Raw genomic sequence first — 15,503 nt, 5'->3', positions numbered from 1 at the left:
CTTCGTCCATTCCGTGGCCTGTGGCCGCCTACAGGTAAGGGCCGCCGGACCGGCCGCCCGGGTGCTGCTCGTCGAGGCCGTCGCCGACTCCCGGCGGGAGGGCGCGGCGCATCTGCTCCAGCTGGGCACGCGCCGCCATCTGCTGGGCGAACAACGTCGTCTGGATCCCGTGGAAGAGCCCCTCCAGCCACCCCACGAGCTGGGCCTGCGCGATGCGCAGCTCCGAGTCGCTGGGGGTCGTCTCGTCCGTGAAGGGCAGGGAGAGCCGCTCCAGCTCCTCGACCAGCTCGGGCGCCAGACCGTCCTCCAGCTCCTTCACCGAGCTGGCGTGGATGTCCTTGAGCCGGACCCGGCTGGCCTCGTCGAGGGGAGCCGCGCGCACTTCCTCCAGCAGCTGCTTGATCATGCTGCCGATCCGCATGACCTTCGCGGGCTGCTCCACCTGTTCCGTGACCGGGGTCTCGCGGGAGTCATCGTCTGCGCCGCCGCCACCGAGCGCCATGCCGTCCTGGCCCACGACCAGGATCTGCGGGTTCTCCGACGACCGTTCGTTCCTCGGCATCTCCATGTCGCCATTCTGTCGCACGCCTGCACCTCACCTCCGTGGTGCCCCCACAGGAGGCTGATCCACCGCGCTGGAGGAGACGAGTCGGTCACGCTTCGGGTTGCTCCGGCGGATGCGGTTGCTCCTCGCGGGTGAACCGGAGCAGGCGGGCCTCGCAGTGGTCCAGCCAACGGACCTCGGCCTCGTCCTGGAAGACGAGCTGCTCCAGGACCAGCAGCCGGGCCGGCTCCCCTGGGTGTTCCGGCGCCCGGGCCAGGGCCTCGGCCCGCAGGCGCACATGGTCGTGCAGTGCCCGCGCCACATGCCGCCGCTGGGCCTCGACGACCTCCCGCACGTCGACGCCGTCCGCGCCGAGCGCCATCACCAGCTTGATCGCCAGCTCGTCGCGCGGCGGGCCGGCCCGTTCCACGGGGCGGTCGTACCAGGAGCGCAGTTCGGCGCGGCCGGCCTCGGTGAGCGCGTACAGCGTCCGTCCGGCCGTGTCGACGTCGTCCTGGGCGACCATTCCGTCCCGTTGCAGGCGGCCGAGCGTCGTGTAGACCTGCCCGATGTTCAGCGGCCAGGTCCCGCCGGTGCGGGCCTCGAAATCGGTGCGCAGGCGGGAGCCGTAGCGGGGGCCGGCCGCCAGCAGGGCCAGCAGCCCGTGACGTATCGACATAACCGGATTGTGCAGCGATTCCGTCCGTCGGCCGAACCCGGAGTGCCCGGAGCGCGAGGCGGTGTGAGGCTTTTGCCACGATATGACCGAACTTGCCGTTTCTGCCCTACCGGGCGCGGCGGGAGGGGGTCACCCCCGTGACTCCATGGCTACGCGCGCTGCGGGCGACGGGACTGGTCCTCGCCCTGGGGGCCGGCGCGGCCGTCTCACCCTTCGGATCCGTCCCGTCCTACGGGGCTGTCCACACATACGACGAGGAGGCGGACACGGCGGCCTCGGCGGAGCCGGAGGAGGCGGGGGCCGGGACCCTCGCCATCCCGTCGCCCGGGCCCGCCTCATCGGCCCCGTCCGCGCCGCCCACTCCGTCCTCCCGCCCGACGGCGTCGTCCGGGACGGCTTCGTCGGCCCGGCCCACCCCCTCGGCCCGGGCGGCTTCCTCGGCCCGGTCCGCCCTGTCACCCCTGGCCGCTCCGTCGGCCCGGGCGGCTTCGTCGGCCGCGGCAGCCAGGGCGACCCCTTCCGACGCCGGTGAGCCCTCGCGGGCCGGGAGCAGGGCAGGAGAGGGCCGGGTGCGGCCGGGACGGCCGGAGGAGGCAGAGCAGGAGCAGGGCCTCTCCGACGCCACGGCCCTCCCCGAGGAGCCGCGGGAGACCGACCCGGTGTCCGCTGCTCCGTCGGAACAGTCCGTACGGGAGGCCGCGACCGCAGAACGCCCCGTCGGCCAGGTCCTGCGCATCCTGCCCCTGGGCAGCGGCCTGGTCCTGATCGGCCTCGGACTGGCCCTGGCATTCGTGGCGCTGCGGCTGCGGCGGGTCTAGGGGGCTTCTGACGGATCTCCGTGGAAGAAGGATCGGCGTTCGGTGCGGGCGATCGGCGGGGCTTCTGACGGATCCCCGTGGAAGAAGGATCGGCGTTCGGTGCGTGCGGTGGGCGTGCGCCGTGACGCCGCGGAGATCCGTCACAAGCTCCTGGGGGCGAGCCTGGCGGGTGTCAGGCTCCCTGGGGTGCGATCAGCAGCACCTTTCCGATGTGGCCGCTCTCCTCCACCACCCGGTGCGCGGCGGCGGCGTCCCGCATCGGGAGTTCACGGTCGACGACCGGGCGCAGGTGGCCGCCCGCGAGCAGGGGCCAGACGTGTTCGCGTACGGCCGCGACGATGGCGGCCTTCTCCTCCCGGGGCCGGGCCCGCAGGGACGTCGCGCTGATGGCGGCCCGCTTGGCCAGCAGGGCACCGATGTTCAGCTCGCCCTTCACACCGCCCTGCATGCCGATGATCGCGAGCCGGCCGTTGACGGCGAGGGCCTTGACGTTGCGCTCCAGGTACTTGGCGCCCATGTTGTCCAGGATGACGTCGGCACCGGCGCCGTCCGTCGCCTTCCTGACCTCCTCCACGAAGTCCTGCTCGCGGTAGTTGACCAGGATGTCGGCGCCCAGCTCGGCGCACCGCTGAAGCTTCTCCTTCGTACCGGCCGTCACGGCCACCCGCGCGCCGACGGCCTTGGCCAGCTGGATGGCCATCGTGCCGATACCGCTGGAGCCGCCGTGCACGAGGAGCGTCTCGCCGGGCCGCAGATGGGCGATCATGAAGACGTTCGACCAGACGGTGCAGGCCACCTCGGGAAGTGCCGCGGCCTGCGTCAGGCCGACGCCCTCGGGCACGGGCAGCAACTGCCCGGCCGGGACGGCCACCTTCTCGGCGTAGCCGCCGCCGGAGAGCAGGGCGCAGACCTCGTCGCCGACGTTCCAGCCGGAGACGCCGGTGCCGATCGCGGCGATCCGCCCGGAGCACTCCAGGCCGGGGTAGGGGGACGCGCCGGGCGGCGGTTCGTAGAAGCCCTGCCGCTGCAGGATGTCGGCCCGGTTGACGGCACCGGCCGCCACCTCGACCAGGACCTCGCCCTCGCCGGGCACGGGGTCCGGGACCTCGTCCCAGACCAGCGCCTCGGGCCCACCAGGTTCGGGAATCGTGATCGCATGCATGCAAGGGACGGTACCCCTCGGTCCCCGGACGGAGTCCCCTCCGTCCCCGGCCCCCCGGCCCGTACGCCATTGGTCCGGTCCCGGCGAAAACCCATGGGCGCGACCGATGAGTTTGCGCGACGGTAAAGGTCTTCCCGTGCGTAGCCCAAGCACGCGGAAGGACCCGAAGCATGAGCACGCAGATGTCCGGCCTGGCGATCGAGACCGCGGGCCTGGTGAAGACGTTCGGCGAGACGAGGGCCGTCGACGGCGTCGACCTGTCCGTGCCCGCGGGCACGGTCTACGGCGTCCTCGGCCCGAACGGCGCCGGCAAGACCACCACCGTGAAGATGCTCGCCACACTCCTGCGGCCGGACGGCGGCGAAGCGCATGTCTTCGGTCACGACATCGTCCGCGAGGCGGACGAGGTGCGCGGCCGGGTGAGCCTCACCGGTCAGTACGCCTCGGTCGACGAGGACCTCACCGGCACCGAGAACCTGGTCCTGCTGGGCCGGCTGCTCGGCCACCACAAGAAGGCCGCCCGTGAGCGCGCCGCCCAGCTCCTGGAGGCCTTCGGGCTCAGCGACGCGGCCGCGAAGCAGGTCAAGCACTACTCGGGCGGCATGCGGCGCCGCATCGACATCGCCGCGTCCATCCTCAACACCCCCGACCTGCTGTTCCTCGACGAGCCGACCACCGGCCTGGACCCCCGCAGCCGCAACCAGGTCTGGGACATCGTGCGGGCCGTCGTCGCCCAGGGCACCACGGTGCTGCTGACCACGCAGTATCTGGACGAGGCCGACCAGCTGGCGTCCCGGATCGCCGTCATCGACCGGGGCAAGGTGATCGCCGAGGGCACCAAGGGCGAGCTGAAGTCGTCCGTCGGCGCCGGGTCCGTCCATCTGCGCCTCCGAGATCCCGACCAGCGCGATCTCGCGGCCGAGCTGCTGCGCCGCGCCCTCGACGCGCAGGTGCAGCCGGAGCCCGACCCGGTCGCCCTCACCGCCCGCCTCGGTACGGCGGCGGGCGAGGACTCCGCGGCCGAGCAGTCCGCCCGCGCCCTGGGCGAACTGGCCCGCGCCGGGATCACCGTCGACAACTTCTCGCTGGGCCAGCCCAGCCTGGACGAGGTGTTCCTCGCCCTCACCGGGCACGACACGCACGACACCGCCCAGCCCTCCGAGGACCCGAAGGACGAGGTGGCGGCATGAGCACCGCGACGACCACCGAGAGCAAAGAGCTCGCCCCGGTCAGCGCCGAGTCCCTCGCCGCGCTGCTCGTCTCCGAGCAGCGGCCGCCGCGGCCCAGCGCGTGGTCGGCTTCGATGACCTTCGGCTGGCGGGCGGTCCTCAAGATCAAGCACGTGCCGGAGCAGCTCTTCGACGTCACGGCGTTCCCGATCATGATGGTGCTGATGTACACGTACCTCTTCGGCGGGGCGCTGGCCGGCTCGCCGGAGGAGTACATCCAGTTCCTGCTGCCGGGCATCCTCGTGATGTCGGTCGTGATGATCACGATGTACACGGGTGTCTCCGTGAACACCGACATCGAGAAGGGCGTCTTCGACCGGTTCCGCAGCCTGCCGATCTGGCGGCCGTCCACGATGGTCGGCTATCTGCTCGGTGACGCCCTGCGGTACACGATCGCGTCGGTCGTGATGCTCACCGTCGGCATCATCCTCGGCTACCGGCCGGACGGCGGGGTCGCCGGTGTGCTCGCCGGGATCGCCCTGCTGGTGGCCTTCTCGTTCGCCTTCTCGTGGATCTGGACGATGTTCGGGCTGATGCTGCGCACCGAGAAGTCGGTGATGGGCGTCAGCATGATGGTGATCTTCCCGCTCACCTTCCTGTCCAACGTGTTCGTGGACCCGAAGACCATGCCGGGCTGGCTGCAGGCGTTCGTGAACAACAGCCCCATCACGCATCTGGCGTCGGCGGTGCGCGGTCTGATGGGCGGCGACTGGCCGGCCGACGAGGTCGCCTGGTCGCTGGGCTGGGCGGCCCTGTTCGTGCTGGTCTTCGGGCCGGTCACGATGCGGCTGTACAACCGCAAGTAGCACTTCGCGACCCGGGCTTCCGGCCGGCCGTCGCGCACCGGATGCGGGGCGGCCGGCCGTCGCGCACCGGACAGGTGCGGGGCGGCCGCCACTCTGCCCGTCAGTTGTTGCGGGGCATCGGGGGCATGGGGCGGATGTCCGGCGCGATCTGGGTGGCCGGGGTCTTCCGCACGATCGTGATGAGGCGGTCGGTCAGCTCCAGCCGTCCGACGGACGGATCGTCGTAGCCGAGGACCCGGTGACCGCGTATGACGCTCACCACCAGGTCGGCGACCTCCCGCGGCGTCTTGCCCACCTCGCCCTTCACCACCGGTCGTTCCACGATGTCGAGGCCGCTGCCCTGCTGGATGAGGTCCTCCATCACCATGCCGGCGGAGGGGCTGAGCACCGACAGGCCGAGCAGCCGGCCGGCGGCACTGGCGCTGGTGACGACCGCGTCCGCGCCCGACTGCTTGAGCAGCGGGGCGTTCTCCTCTTCCCGCACGGTGGCCACGATCTTCGCCCCGCGGTTGAGCTGGCGTGCCGTCAGCGTCACCAGGACGGCGGTGTCGTCGCGCTGGGTCGCGATGATGATCTGGCGCGCCTTGTGCACCTCGGCCTGCTTCAGTACCTCGCTGCGGGTCGCGTCCCCGACGATGCCCGCGTAGCCCTCGGCGGTCGCGGCGTCGATCACCTTGGAACTGGGGTCGACCACGACGACCTGCTCCTTCCTCAGACCCGTCGCGCAGACGGTCCGGATCGCCGACCTGCCCTTCGTGCCAAAGCCGATGACGACGGTGTGATCGCGCAACGTGGACCTCCAGCGGGTCAGTCGCCACTCCTCCCGGGTGCGTTCGGTGAGGGCTTCGAGGGTGGTGCCGACCAGGATGATCAGGAACAGCACACGCAGGGGCGTGATGACGAGGATGTTGGTGAGCCGGGCGCTTTCGCTCGCCGGGGTGATGTCACCGTAGCCGGTGGTCGAGAGCGTGACGGTCGCGTAGTAGAACGCGTCGAGGAGGCTGATGCCGCCACCCGCGTTGTCGTTGTAGCCGTCGCGGTCGGCGTAGACGATCAGCGCGGTCAGGACGAGGACGAACAGCGCCATGGAGAGCCGCTTGGCGACCTGGCGGATCGGGTGCTCCACCACTTTCCTCGGGAGTTTCACCCGATAGGTCACCAGATGTTCGTCGGCCTGGCGGGCGATCGCGTCCTGGCCCGGAAGTTTCACGTGAAACACACCCCGATTCCTCCGGACGCCCAGGGCACGTCGAGCAGTTCCGTCTCCTGCCCCGGACGGGCGCCGCCCGGCGGGACCACGGCCAGCGCGTCGGCCGCCGCGATACCGCGCAGCATGGCGGGGCCGTTGTAGTGCAGCGGCAGGGCCTCGTCGCCGCGCAGGACGACCGGGACGAGCCGGGTGTCGTGCGGGTGCCCGTGCACGGCGTCCCGGAGCGGCATCGTGTACGGCTCGGGCGCCGGGCGCGCTGCGAGGATCCGCAACAGGGGCTCGGCGAGCGTCAGCAGGCCGGAGACCGCGGCGAGCGGGTTGCCCGGGAGGCCCACGAGGTGCTGGGTCTGTGTGATGCGGGCCAGCAGCATGGGGTGCCCCGGGCGCACCTTGACGCCGTCCACGAGGAGTTCGGCGCCCAGCCGGCGCAGCGTGGGGTGCACATGGTCGACGGGGCCCGCCGCGGTACCGCCGGTGGTGAGGATGACATCGGCCCCGGACGCGGTGACGGCCTCGTGCAGGGCGTCGGCGTCGTCACGGATGCGCCGGACGGCGATGACCTCGGCGCCGAGCGCCCGCAGCCAGGGCGGCAGCATGGGGCCGAGCGCGTCCCGGATGAGGCCGTCGTGCGGCAGGCCCTGGGTGAGCAACTCGTCGCCGAGGACCAGGACTTCGACTCGGGCGCGGGGGACCGCGGTGACGGCGTCGTAGCCGGCCGCCGCCGCGAGCCCGAGGACGGCCGGGGTGACGAGGGTGCCGACGGCGAGGAGCTGGTCCCCGGTGCGGCACTCCTGGCCGCGCGGGCGGATGTCCTGGCCCGGGACGACGTCCCGGGTCGCGTACAGGCGGCCCTTGTCGTCGGTGCGGCCGTGCTCGCTGCGCAGGACGGCGCTGGCGTCCGGGGGAATGCGGGCGCCGGTGGCGATCCGCACGGCCTCGCCGTCGGTGAGGGGCGCGGGCGCGGCGTGCCCGGCGAGGACGCCCTCGTCCCGTACGTGCCAGGGGGCGGGCCCGCACACCGCCCAGCCGTCCATCGCGGAGGTGTCGAAGGAGGGGAGGTCGGTGAGGGCGTCCAGCGGGACGGCGAGGGTCAGGCCGAGGGCGGTGTCGAGAGGCGCGGAGACGGGGGCGCGACGGGCGGCCCGGGCGGCGTCGCGGCCGGCGCGCTCCGCCAGGGCCCGGGCCTCGGGCCAGGGGGTGGCGCGGTGGTGGGTGTCGGGCCCCGGGGGAGGATCCGGCTGGTGGGAGGTGTGGGCACTCTCCGTCCCGCCTCGCTCGGCGGGGTCGGGCAGGTGGTCGCCGTTGCTGTTCCTCACGAGGGCGAGCACCTCCTCGACGTCGAGGTCCTCGGCGTCCTCACCGGCACGGGCGCCGTGCGGGGTCATCCGGCGTCCGGGCGGCTGTCGGGCGTGGCGTCGGGGGCCAGGTCGCCCTGAGGGGGGTGCGAGCCGTCGGCGGAGGGCCCGTCCTCGGAGGTGCTCTCCTGCGCCCAGCGCTCGGCCAGGGCCGCGGCCTTGCGGGCTGCCTCGGCGACCGCCTCGGGGCCTCCGCCCGCCTGCGCGGCCGCGTAGCCGACGAGGAAGGTGGTCAGCGGCGCCGCGGGCCGGGCCACCCCGTGGGCGGCGTCGCGGGCGAGGTCGAGCAGGCCGCGGGTGTCGACATCGAGGTCGAGCCCCAGTTCGTCCTTGACGGCGGAAATCCATTCATCCAACACGTGCCCATGCTCCCTGATACGTGCCCTGGCGGTGGCGATGTCGTCCCAGGTGTCGCAGTCGAAGGACGCGACGGGGTCGGAGATACGGGTGAGACTCAGCTCGGCGGTGAGACGCCGCAGGGGGAGACCGGCGAGCGCGCCGTGCCGGTCGGTGAGGCGCCCGAGCTCCTCGCGCAGCCGCGGCGCGCGGTAGGCGGCCACGAGCGGCTGGTCACGGCCTTGGGGGTCGGTCAGCAGCACACCGTCGGAGCCGCTCGCCCGCAGTGCGCCCAGCAGACGGGCCACGGTCGGCTCCTGAAGGAACGGCAGATCGGCGGAGAGCACGGCGACGTGCTCGGCGGCGGTGTGGCGGAGCCCGGCGTCGAGCGCGGCGAGCGGTCCGCCGCCGGGCGGGTCCTCGCGGGCCCAGGTCACGGGCCGTGCGGTCGGGCGGGGCACGGCGACGACGACGGTGGTGCGGGCGGTGGCGCAGGCCGCGAGCACCCGGTCGAGCAGGGGCCGTCCGCCCACCCGCACACCGGGTTTGTCCGTGCCGCCCAGGCGCCGGGCGGCACCGCCGGCGAGTACGACGGCGTCAAACCGGGCGGGACCGGCTCCGTGCGCGGGGCCGGTGGCGGCGCCCGGTTCACCGGGGGACTCGTAGGCGGTCACCCCCCGAGTATGCGTGCCCCCGCGATCACACGGAACGCGGGGGAAGCGACGCGATCACGAACACCAGCTCGGACGAGGAACAGGAATCACAGCGTCCGCAGCAGCACCGCCGGCTGTTCCACGCAGTCCGCGACGTACCGCAGGAAGCCGCCCGCCACGCCGCCGTCGCAGACCCGGTGGTCGAAGGTGAGCGAGAGCTGGACGACCTGCCGCACCGCCAGCTCGCCCTCGTGGACCCACGGCTTGGGGACGATGCGGCCGACGCCCAGCATGGCGGCCTCGGGGTGGTTGATGATCGGGGTGGAGCCGTCGACGCCGAAGACGCCGTAGTTGTTCAGCGTGAAGGTCCCGCCGGTGAGTTCGCCCGGTGTCAGCGTCCCCGTCCGGCCCGCCTCGGTCAGCCGGGCGAACTCGGCGGTCAGCGACTCGGCGTCGCGCGCGTGCGCGTCCCGTACGACCGGGACGACCAGGCCCCGGTCGGTCTGCGCCGCGAACCCCAGGTGCACGTGGTCGAACCGGACGACCTCCCTGGCCTCCGCGTCGACCGTGGAGTTGAGCTCGGGGAAGCGGGCGAGGGCCGCGGTGCAGATCCGGGCCAGCAGGGCCAAAAGGGAGATCTTCGGTCCGCCGGCCGCGTTCATGGCCGCGCGCGCCCGCATGAGCTCCGTGGCGTCCGCGTCCACCCAGCAGGTGGCGTCCGGGATCTCCCGGCGACTGCGCGCCAGCTTGTCGGCGACGGCGCCCCGGATGCCCTTGAGCGGGGTGCGGGTCTCGCCGGGGGCCGCCGGCGCCGAGGACCGGGACGCGAGGGCCGGGCTCGGTGCCTGCGGCACGCCAGGGTGCTGCGCGGCCACCGGTGCCGTGGCGCCCTGGCCCGCGGCACGCAGGGCGTACTCGACGTCCGCCCGCAGGATCAGCCCGTCGGGGCCGGACCCGGTCAGCTCCCGCAGGTCCAGGCCGTTCTGCCGCGCCAGCCGGCGCACCAGGGGCGAGATCACGGGGACCGGACCGTCCTGCGGGCCGGGGCCGCCGGCCTGCCCGTCCACGGTCGTCACGGGGCCACCGGCCTGGGTCTGCGCGCCGAGCGGCGGCGCGGCGGCGTCGGCCCGCCCGTTCAGCGGCCCGGAGGCACCGGCCTGACCGGCCTGCGCGAACCCGCCCGGCCCCGGCCGCTCCTGCCGTACCCGGCGGCGCCGCGCGGGCGCCTCGGAGGTGCCGTAGCCGACCAGGACGTTGCCCGACCCCTCGGAGCCGGTGTCAGCGGCGCCGGAAGTGGGCCGCTCCCCCACGGCCACCGTGATCAGCGGTGCCCCGACGGGCAGCTCCGTGCCCTCCTCGCCGAAGCGGGCCGTGACGACACCGCCGTAGGGGCAGGGCACCTCGACCATCGCCTTGGCCGTCTCGACCTCGACGACCGGCTGGTCGATCGCGACGACGTCGCCGACCTCGACCAGCCAGCGCACGATCTCCGCCTCGGTGAGCCCCTCACCGAGGTCGGGCAGCTTGAACTCCAGCACCTGCGCCATCAGCTCTCCGCCTCCCACTGCAGACGCCCCACGGCGTCCAGGATCCGGTCCACACCGGGCAGGTGGTGGCGCTCCAGCATCGGCGGCGGATACGGGAGGTCGAACCCGGCCACCCGCAGCACCGGCGCCTCCAGGTGGTGGAAGCAGCGCTCGGTGACCCGGGCCGCGATCTCCCCGCCCGGGCCGCCGAAGGAACCCGACTCGTGGACGACGACCGCGCGTCCCGTCCGCCGCACCGAGGCGCACACCGTCTCGTCGTCGAACGGCACCAGGGAGCGCAGGTCGACGACTTCGAGGTCCCAGCCCTCGGTCCGGGCGGCCTCGGCGGCCTCCATGCAGACCGGTACGGACGGTCCGTACGTGAGGAGCGTGGCGCTGCGGCCCGGGCGCCGCACCACGGCGCGGCCGATCGGCTCGACGGGCGCCGGCTCCTCGGGGTTCCAGGAGTCCTTCGACCAGTACAGCCGCTTCGGCTCCAGGAAGACGACCGGGTCGTCGGAGGCGATGGCGGCGCGCAGCAACCCGTAGGCGTCGGCGACGGTGGCGGGCGTGACGACATGGAGCCCCGGAGTCGCCATGTAGTACGCCTCGGAGGAGTCGCTGTGGTGCTCGACGCCACCGATGCCGCCGCCGTAGGGGACGCGGATGGTGATCGGCAGGGGCATCCTGCCGCGGGTGCGGTTACGCATCCGGGCCACGTGCGAGATGAGCTGCTCGAACGCCGGGTAGGCGAACGCGTCGAACTGCATCTCCACGACCGGCCGGAGCCCGTACATGGCCATGCCGACCGCGGTGCCGAGGATGCCGGCCTCGGCGAGCGGGGTGTCCGTGCAGCGGTCCTCGCCGAACTCCTTCGCGAGGCCGTCGGTGACGCGGAAGACGCCGCCGAGGGTGCCGACGTCCTCGCCCATGACGTGCACGGCGGGGTCGGCGGCCATGGCGTCGCGCAGCGCGCGCGTGAGGGCCTGCGCCATGGTGGCCGGCTTGACGGCGACGGTGGTCATCGGTGCGTGCCCCCCTCCGGAGCGGTGTCGGCCTCAGCCTCCAGCTCGGCCCGCAGCTGGTCCTGCTGCTCGCGCAGTTGCCCGGTGGGCTCGGCGTAGACGTGGGTGAACAGGTCCATCGGGTCGAGCGCCGGGTCCTGGTTCATGTGCTCGCGCAGGGCCGCGGCCATGGTCTCGGCGTCCTGGCGGGCGGCCTCGATGCCGGCCTCGTCGAGCAGGCCGCGCCCGGTCAGCTCGCGCTCCAGCAGCCGGATCGGGTCGTGCTCGCGCCAGGTCTCGACCTCGGCGTCACCGCGGTAGCGGGTCGCGTCGTCGGCGTTGGTGTGGGCGTCGACGCGGTAGGTGATCGCCTCGACGAGCGTCGGTCCGCCGCCGGCGCGGGCGTGGCGCACGGCGTCGGAGAGCACCTCGTGCACGGCCGCGGCGTCGTTGCCGTCGACCAGGCGGCCGGGCATGCCGTAACCGACGGCCTTGTGGGCCAGCGACGGGGCCGCGGTCTGCTTGGCGAGCGGGACGGAGATCGCGAAGCCGTTGTTCTGCACGAAGAAGACGACCGGGGCCTGCCAGACGGCGGCGAAGTTCAGCGCCTCGTGGAAGTCACCCTCGCTGGTGCCACCGTCGCCGACCATGGCCAGCGCGACCACGTCGTCGCCCTTGAGGCGGGCGGCGTGCGCGAGGCCGACGGCGTGCGGCAGCTGGGTGGCGAGCGGGGTGCACAGGGGGGCGACCCGGTGCTCGTAGGGGTCGTAGCCGGTGTGCCAGTCGCCGCGCAGCAGGGTGAGCGCCTCGACGGGGTCCACGCCCCGGGCCACCACGGCGAGCGTGTCGCGGTAGCTCGGGAAGAGCCAGTCGCGCTCCTGCAGAACCATGGCGGCGGCGACCTCACAGGCCTCCTGGCCCGTGGTGGAGGGGTAGACCGCGAGACGACCCTGCTTGGTGAGGGCGGTGGCCTGCGCGTTGTAGCGGCGGCCCTTCACCAGCTGCGCGTACAGCGTCCTCAGCAGTTCGGGGTCGGCCTTGGCGGCCGCCTCGGTGCCGAGGACGCGGTACGGCTCCGCGTCGGGCAGCAGCGGCGCGGGGTCCATGCGCGGCTGCCAGGCGGGCGGCGGGGTCGGCCGGTAAGCGCCCCGCTGCTCCATGACCGTCATGACGGCACCTCCTCGTGGGAGCGGCTCGAAGAGACGCGTCGGCTGTGACCCGCCTCACCTACCGATTGTTCGGTCGACGGCACAATTTGGCTATGGGTGGCCCCAGGCTGTGGACAAACGGTTCTCCACAGCCTGAGATGGACGCAGTACGTCCATGGCGGGGAGGTCGGCGCAGGTGGCATCTGAACAAATGGCCGAAAGCCAGGGCGACAGCGGCGTGCTGCCGCCGCCACGGCCCCTGGACGCCATAGACCAGGACATCCTGCGCATGCTCCAGGCGGACGGCCGGGCCTCGATACGGTCGGTCGCCGATCGGGTCCACGTCTCCCGGGCGAACGCCTACGCCCGCATCAACCGGCTCGTCGAGGACGGTGTCATCCGGGGCTTCGGCGCCCGGGTCGATCACCAGCGGGCAGGTCAGGGCACCTCCGCGTACATCACGCTGAAGATCGTCCAGAACTCCTGGCGCACGGTCCGCGAGGAGCTCAGACAGCTGCCCGGCGCCTCCCACATCGCCCTGGTGGGCGGCGACTTCGACGTGCTGCTGCTGGTCCACGTCTCCGACAACCGGTCCCTGCGCGAGCTGGTGCTGACCCGGCTCCAGGCGATCCCGCAGGTGCTCAGCACGCGCACGCTGCTGGTCTTCGAGGAGGAGGACCTGGAGCCGCAGGGGTAGGGGCGCTCCCCTCCTCGCGCGGCCTCGCGAGGAGCGCGAGGAGGAAGGCCCGGAGCCCGCAGGGCTGACAGGCCCGGATCACCCGGCCTTGCGCAGGCCTCCGAAGGCCACCTGCACCACCGCTTCGGCCACCTCGCGCTCGCTCATGCCGCGCCCGTCCGGCCGGTACCACTCGACGATCGAGTTGATCATGCCGAAGACCAGCCTGGTCACCAGCCGGACCTCTATGTCGGCGCGCACGTCCCCGTCCGCGGCGGCCGCCTTGAGCAGGTCGGCGACCCGGTGGTCGAAGTCGCGGCGCCGCTCCAGGGCCCGCCGCTCGGTGTCGGTGTTGCCGCGCACCCGCAGCAGCAGGGTCACGTAGGGCAGCTCGGTGATCAGCACCTCGACCATGCGCCGGACGACGTACTCCAGACGGTCCGAGGCCCGCCCCACGCGCGCGTGCTCCTCGTCGAGGATCCCGAAGAGCCCGTCCAGGGCCCGGTCCACGGCCCGGTGCAGCAGTTCCTCCTTGCCGGTCACGTGGTGGTAGATCGACGACTTGGAGATGCCGGCCGCCTTGGAGAGGTGCTCCATGGAGGTGCCGTCGTAGCCACGCTCGTTGAACACCTGGACGGCGACGGACAGCAGCGTGTCCGGGGTGTAGGTGTCGCGCTTGGCGGTGGTCATGAGGCGGTGCCCTCCCGCTTGTCGGAGGCGTGGGCGTGGCGGTACAGCGCCAGGGAGGGCGCGTAGCGCCCCGAGGGGTCGCGCAGGTGGAGGTCGTCCAGGAGCGCGTAGGCCCAGGAGCGGCCGAGCCGGCGGCTCCACTCGAAGGGGCCGAGCGGGTAGTTGACCCCGAGGCGCATCGCGGTGTCGATGTCCTCCTCGGTGGCGACGCCCTTGGCGACGGCGTCGTGCGCCAGGTCGATGATCCGCGCCACCGTGCGGGCGACGATCATGCCGGGTACGTCGCCGATGACGCTGACCTGCTTGCCGAGCGCCTGGAAGAGACCGATGGCCTCGGCGAGGGTCTGCGGGGAGGTGTCCTGGGAGGCGGAAAGGGCGATCCGGCCGGCCTTGCGGTAGTCGAGCGCGAGGTCGAAGTAGACGACGTCGCGGAACTCCACGGAGGTCTGCCCGTCGGCGAGGGCGAGCTGCCCGCCGCTCGGCAGCACCAGGCGACTCCCGCCGTCCTCGTCCTCTTCGCGGACCGGGATGCCCGCCTCGCGGATCATCGCGAGCAGTTCGGCGGCCGGGCCCAGGTCGCCCTCGGCGACGACGTACGCGGGCGGCTGCCGCTCGTCGGCGGTGTCCGGTTCGGGGCGCTCGGCGCCGTCACCGTGGTCGTACCAGCCGTGGCCGGTCTTGCGGCCGAGCCGGCCGGACTCGACCAGGCGCCGCTGGGCGAGGGACGGGGTGAAGCGCACGTCCTGGAAGAAGGACTGCCAGACCGACCGCGTGACCGACTCGTTGACGTCCTGGCCGATCAGGTCGGTCAGCTCGAACGCGCCCATCCGGAAGCCGCCCGACTCGCGCAGCACGGCATCGATGGTGGCCGGGTCGGCGCCCTGCGACTCGTACACCGCGAAGGCCTCGGCGTAGAAGGGCCGGGCGATGCGGTTGACGATGAAGCCGGGGGTGTCCGCGCAGGCCACGGGCGTCTTGCCCCAGGCGCGGGCGGTCTCGTACGCGCGCGTTGCGTAGGTGACGTCGGTGGCGAAGCCGGAGACGACCTCGACCAGCGGCAGCAGCGGGGCGGGGTTGAAGAAGTGCAGTCCGACGAAGCGGCCGGGAACCCGCAGGGCGCCGCCGATGGCGGTGACGGACAGCGACGAGGTGTTGGTGGCGAGCAGGCAGTCCTCGGAGACGATGCCCTCCAGCTCGCCGAACAGCGCCTGTTTGGCGTCCAGCCGCTCCAGGACGGCCTCGACGACCAGGGCGCAGTCCGCGAGCTCGGCGAGGTCCTCGGCGGGCAGCAGCCGGGCCCGGGCGGCGTCCCGGTCGGCGCCGGTCAGCCGTTCCTTCTCGACGAGCCGGTCCAGGCGGGCGCCGATCGCGTCGGCCGCCTCCCGGGCCCGCCCGGGGACGGTGTCGTACAGCCGTACGGGATGGCCCGCGACCAGCGCGACCTGGGCGATTCCCTGGCCCATGGTGCCGGTGCCGACGACGGCCACGGGGCTGCTGAGGTCGAGTGCTGTCATGTGCGCGATCCTCCCGCACGGGGTTTTCCACAGATGCGGCGGACCCCCTTGAACCGACCGATCGTTCGGTTACTCTAGCTCTGTCCGAGTGTTCCTGCCCAGGTTTCTGCCCAGGTCATGAACTCGACGAGGAGTTCTTGAGACGAGGAGTTG

At 72.9% G+C, this 15,503-nt stretch carries 15 protein-coding genes; 4 read left to right on the top strand and 11 right to left on the bottom strand.

Annotated elements, in window-relative coordinates:
• Nucleotides 1-28 precede the first annotated feature (28 nt).
• Both FDO69_RS08870 and FDO69_RS08865 read right to left on the bottom strand, forming a co-directional pair.
• A complete protein-coding gene (locus FDO69_RS08870; protein WP_104779180.1) occupies nucleotides 29-568 on the bottom strand; it encodes a bacterial proteasome activator family protein in 540 nt (179 codons plus the stop codon).
• Between the two features lie 85 nt (nucleotides 569-653).
• The gene (locus FDO69_RS08865; protein ID WP_104779179.1) at nucleotides 654-1,223 is read right to left on the bottom strand and encodes a PadR family transcriptional regulator; all 570 of its coding nucleotides are present in this window, start codon (nucleotides 1,221-1,223) and stop codon (nucleotides 654-656) included.
• Nucleotides 1,224-1,360: 137 nt separating this feature from the next.
• On the opposite strand from FDO69_RS08865, the gene FDO69_RS08860 reads away from it, so the two are divergent.
• Nucleotides 1,361-2,041 carry a hypothetical protein gene (locus tag FDO69_RS08860; protein ID WP_104779178.1) on the top strand — a complete coding sequence of 227 codons (681 nt, stop codon included), beginning with the start codon at nucleotides 1,361-1,363 and terminating at the stop codon, nucleotides 2,039-2,041.
• A 172-nt stretch (nucleotides 2,042-2,213) separates the two neighbouring features.
• Here FDO69_RS08860 and FDO69_RS08855 read toward each other — a convergent pair whose 3' ends face one another.
• Nucleotides 2,214-3,203 (bottom strand): NAD(P)H-quinone oxidoreductase, encoded by a 990-nt coding sequence (locus FDO69_RS08855; RefSeq protein ID WP_104779177.1) that lies wholly within the window; start codon nucleotides 3,201-3,203, stop codon nucleotides 2,214-2,216.
• Between the two features lie 170 nt (nucleotides 3,204-3,373).
• Between FDO69_RS08855 and FDO69_RS08850 the strand changes: the two genes are divergently transcribed.
• Both FDO69_RS08850 and FDO69_RS08845 read left to right on the top strand, forming a co-directional pair.
• Complete coding sequence (locus FDO69_RS08850) at nucleotides 3,374-4,393, top strand: ATP-binding cassette domain-containing protein (RefSeq protein WP_104779176.1); 1,020 nt, start codon at nucleotides 3,374-3,376, stop codon at nucleotides 4,391-4,393.
• Complete coding sequence (locus tag FDO69_RS08845; protein ID WP_104779175.1) at nucleotides 4,390-5,238, top strand: ABC transporter permease; 849 nt, start codon at nucleotides 4,390-4,392, stop codon at nucleotides 5,236-5,238. Before FDO69_RS08850 ends, FDO69_RS08845 begins: the two co-directional genes overlap by 4 nt.
• 100 nt (nucleotides 5,239-5,338) lie before the next feature.
• Here the strand turns inward: FDO69_RS08845 and FDO69_RS08840 are convergent, their stop codons facing one another.
• The 6 genes from FDO69_RS08840 to pdhA form a co-directional block, all read right to left on the bottom strand.
• Entirely contained in the window at nucleotides 5,339-6,448 is a 1,110-nt protein-coding gene (locus FDO69_RS08840; RefSeq protein ID WP_104779174.1) for a potassium channel family protein, read from the bottom strand.
• A complete protein-coding gene (locus FDO69_RS08835) occupies nucleotides 6,445-7,833 on the bottom strand; it encodes a molybdopterin molybdotransferase MoeA (RefSeq protein WP_104779173.1) in 1,389 nt (462 codons plus the stop codon). The genes FDO69_RS08840 and FDO69_RS08835 overlap by 4 nt, the downstream gene beginning before the upstream one ends.
• A complete protein-coding gene (locus FDO69_RS08830; RefSeq protein ID WP_104779172.1) occupies nucleotides 7,830-8,813 on the bottom strand; it encodes an NTP transferase domain-containing protein in 984 nt (327 codons plus the stop codon). Before FDO69_RS08830 ends, FDO69_RS08835 begins: the two co-directional genes overlap by 4 nt.
• 86 nt (nucleotides 8,814-8,899) lie before the next feature.
• The gene (locus tag FDO69_RS08825) at nucleotides 8,900-10,339 is read right to left on the bottom strand and encodes a dihydrolipoamide acetyltransferase family protein (RefSeq protein ID WP_104779171.1); all 1,440 of its coding nucleotides are present in this window, start codon (nucleotides 10,337-10,339) and stop codon (nucleotides 8,900-8,902) included.
• Nucleotides 10,339-11,343 carry an alpha-ketoacid dehydrogenase subunit beta gene (locus FDO69_RS08820; protein WP_104779170.1) on the bottom strand — a complete coding sequence of 335 codons (1,005 nt, stop codon included), beginning with the start codon at nucleotides 11,341-11,343 and terminating at the stop codon, nucleotides 10,339-10,341. Before FDO69_RS08820 ends, FDO69_RS08825 begins: the two co-directional genes overlap by 1 nt.
• Complete coding sequence (gene pdhA / locus FDO69_RS08815) at nucleotides 11,340-12,491, bottom strand: pyruvate dehydrogenase (acetyl-transferring) E1 component subunit alpha (RefSeq protein ID WP_104779169.1); 1,152 nt, start codon at nucleotides 12,489-12,491, stop codon at nucleotides 11,340-11,342. The genes FDO69_RS08820 and pdhA overlap by 4 nt, the downstream gene beginning before the upstream one ends.
• Before the next feature lie 190 nt (nucleotides 12,492-12,681).
• Here pdhA and FDO69_RS08810 point away from each other — a divergent pair, with 190 nt between their 5' ends.
• Nucleotides 12,682-13,167, top strand: coding sequence for an Lrp/AsnC family transcriptional regulator (locus FDO69_RS08810; RefSeq protein ID WP_104779168.1), 486 nt, complete (start codon nucleotides 12,682-12,684; stop codon nucleotides 13,165-13,167).
• Nucleotides 13,168-13,245: 78 nt separating this feature from the next.
• Here the strand turns inward: FDO69_RS08810 and FDO69_RS08805 are convergent, their stop codons facing one another.
• Both FDO69_RS08805 and FDO69_RS08800 read right to left on the bottom strand, forming a co-directional pair.
• On the bottom strand, nucleotides 13,246-13,836 hold the full coding sequence (locus FDO69_RS08805; protein WP_104779167.1) for a TetR/AcrR family transcriptional regulator: 591 nt from the start codon (nucleotides 13,834-13,836) through the stop codon (nucleotides 13,246-13,248).
• Nucleotides 13,833-15,350, bottom strand: coding sequence for a 3-hydroxyacyl-CoA dehydrogenase (locus tag FDO69_RS08800; protein ID WP_104779166.1), 1,518 nt, complete (start codon nucleotides 15,348-15,350; stop codon nucleotides 13,833-13,835). The genes FDO69_RS08805 and FDO69_RS08800 overlap by 4 nt, the downstream gene beginning before the upstream one ends.
• Between the last annotated feature and the right edge of the window lie 153 nt (nucleotides 15,351-15,503).

This window comes from Streptomyces tibetensis, assembly GCF_007655005.1.
GTDB classification, from domain to species: domain Bacteria; phylum Actinomycetota; class Actinomycetes; order Streptomycetales; family Streptomycetaceae; genus Streptomyces; species Streptomyces tibetensis.
Note: the sequence above shows the minus strand (reverse complement) of the source record. Positions and strands in the feature narration are given on the sequence as shown.